Raw genomic sequence first — 2,730 nt, forward strand, 5'->3', positions numbered from 1 at the left:
TTGAAAAAGTTTGGGCACTCAGGTGGACAAAGTGGATTTGATTAATTTTAGGGAACAGGGAATAGGGAACAGGGAGCAGGGAGCAGGGAATAGGGAATAGGGAATAGGGAATAGGGAATAGGGAGCAGGGAGCAGGGAGCAGGGAGCAGGTTACCGAAGTCCTGAATGTCTTAAAATTATGGAAAATTATGGTTCACTATCCGTCTTCACACACAAGTAAAGACACAAGTAAAGACACAAGTAAAGATACAAGTAAATACCAAAAATTAGACCTTAAAACACAAAATACTTTTCCTGTCGTGGGATGTCAGGTAGTAATGTTAGGTGACAACCTTCAGATCAAGGCTGGTATCCCATCAGTGCAGAAGCTTATTCTTCGTAATGCACCCTCTCAGGTTCAAATTGAGCACATTCCTACTACCTGTACTGATGGCAAAAACGGATCAATTACTCGTAAGCTCTTAGTTTTTGGAAAAGCTCTGGGGAAGTTGCTGTGGAGGTTATCCACAAAAAAGACTGATCTGATTCACGTGCATTTTTCTCAAAGGGGTAGCACGCTCCGGAAAATGATTTTGATGCTCCTTGCACTAGCATTCCATGTCCCTGTGGTTTTGCACGCCCATGGTAGCGAGTATAAGTTGTTTTACACTGGGCTACCTCAATGGGCAAAAGGAATAATTAGCTTGGTGTTTCGACAATCTGCCTACTTTATTGTTCTATCACAAAGCTGGAAAAAATTTTACCAGTCCAGTTTCGCACTAAAAGCAGAACAGGTTGTAATTCTTCCTAACCCAGTAGAGTTGCCCTCAAAAATTCCAGAGCGCACAAGCTGCAAACAGATAAAGTTAGTTTTTGTGGGAGAAATCGGTAAACGCAAAGGAGTATTTGATCTAATCCGGGCCTTTGCCTCTCTCTCTCCTGAACAAAAAACTTGCTCAGAATTACTATTAGCAGGGGATGGAGAAGTACAGCAAGCCTGTCAATTAGTTGAAAGCCTAGATTTAGGAGATCATATCAAAGTCCTTGGCGGGATAGACTCAGGGCAACGGGATGCTCTTTTAGCAAAAGCGAACATATTTATCTTGCCGTCTTATAACGAAGGTCTGCCCATGGCATTGCTTGAAGCCATGGGTTGGGGCTTACCTGTGATCACCACACCAGTAGGGGGGATACCAGAGTTGGTAATACATGGTGACAATGGTTTGCTAGTTAAGCCTGGACAGATACCAGACCTATCTATGGCTATGCAGACTCTAATTAATGATCAAGGGTTACGGCTCTCCTTAGGATCTAGCGCAAGAGCAAGCGTTGCCCATCTCAATGTCAAAAACTACCTCAGTTCTCTGCTTAATATTTATGGCTCAGTGCTCAAATCTCAAGCAACAGCTCCATGAACACACTATTGAGTTTCTCAAGATCTCTCTTCTACAAATATCTGCTGATGTCTGGGATACAGGAGGTTGACCCATGAAAGTATTACTTTCAGCCTATCAGTGCCAACCTCATACCGGTTCAGAAAACGGAATCGGCTGGGCTTGGGCAACACAACTGGCTCTAATGGGACATGAAGTCTGGGTGATTACCTGGAGTTATAATCGGATTCCGGTAGAGCAGGAACTTCAGGTAAATCCAATATCTAACATACATTTTTTCTTTTGCGACCATCCTACCTGGTTATCTCGGTTGTTCAAAATTCTGATTACCAGACACCTAATATTGCTCTCAGTTCCCTTGTGGCAATTGATGAGTATCTGGTGGCAATGGGATGCTTATCGAATCGCCAAATCATTAACCCAGGAGGTGGTATTTGATCGGGTTCATCACGTAACTAATACAACAATTCGACGCCCCAGTTTCATGGGTCTTTTAGGAATCCCTTTCATTTTCGGACCGGTAGCTGGTGGAGTAAAAGCACCTTGGTGTCTCAGGAAAAGCTACCCAGTCAGGGGCTGGTTATTTGATTTTATCCGCGATATTTCTAATACTATTGTTAAATTTGACCCGCTGATGAACTTAACGTTTATCACCGCATCAAAAATCTATTGTCGCTCAAAGCCTACCCAGGCACTTATCCCAAAATTTTACAAGTATAAGTCTGACGTTGTTTTTGATATTCCTATATATGATATCATAAAAATACCTAAAATTATTGAAGAATACTTCATCAATAAAGATACTTTTAATGTTCTTTTTGTAGGGCGTTTTTTACATTGGAAAGGGATACATCTGGCGCTGAAAGCCTTTTCTCTGTTGCACCAAAAGATTCCCAATACCCATTTTACAGTCATTGGTCGTGGTAGTGAGCAAACTTGGCTGCAGAGACTGAGTGAGAAATTGGGTATCAAGGATGCTGTAGACTGGATACCTTGGATGGAGCAGAAAGAATTAAGTTCACCTTATCTAGAACATGATGTTTTTCTATTCCCCAGTCTCCATGATTCCGGCGGGCTAGTAATTCTAGAAGCTTTGTCCCATGGCTTACCAGTAGTTTGTCTAGATTTAGGAGGACCAGGGGTGATGGTGGATGAAACCTGTGGACGGGTGATAAAAACCGATGGGTTGACGGAAGAAGGGGTGATTCAGAGACTTAGTGATGCCTTAGTAGAACTGGCAGAAAACTCAGAATTGCGACAGCAGTTGAGTGCAAGGGCCTTGGCGCAACCAACTAAATTTGAATTTAAGAATGTTGTGGAAATAATATATATAAATTAATTGATTGAAGTAAAAAAA

The 2,730-nt window shown here is 42.1% G+C and carries 2 protein-coding genes; both read left to right on the top strand.

Translation table 11 applies throughout. From position 1 onward, the window contains the following. Positions 1-188 precede the first annotated feature (188 nt). Positions 189-1,394 (top strand): glycosyltransferase family 4 protein, encoded by a 1,206-nt coding sequence (locus F6K49_RS39985; protein WP_293106281.1) that lies wholly within the window; start codon positions 189-191, stop codon positions 1,392-1,394. Between the two features lie 73 nt (positions 1,395-1,467). Further along, positions 1,468-2,712, top strand: a complete 1,245-nt coding sequence (locus tag F6K49_RS39990) for a glycosyltransferase (protein WP_293106285.1) — start codon at positions 1,468-1,470, stop codon at positions 2,710-2,712. Positions 2,713-2,730 lie beyond the last annotated feature (18 nt).

It is taken from the genome of Moorena sp. SIO3I6 (assembly GCF_010672095.1).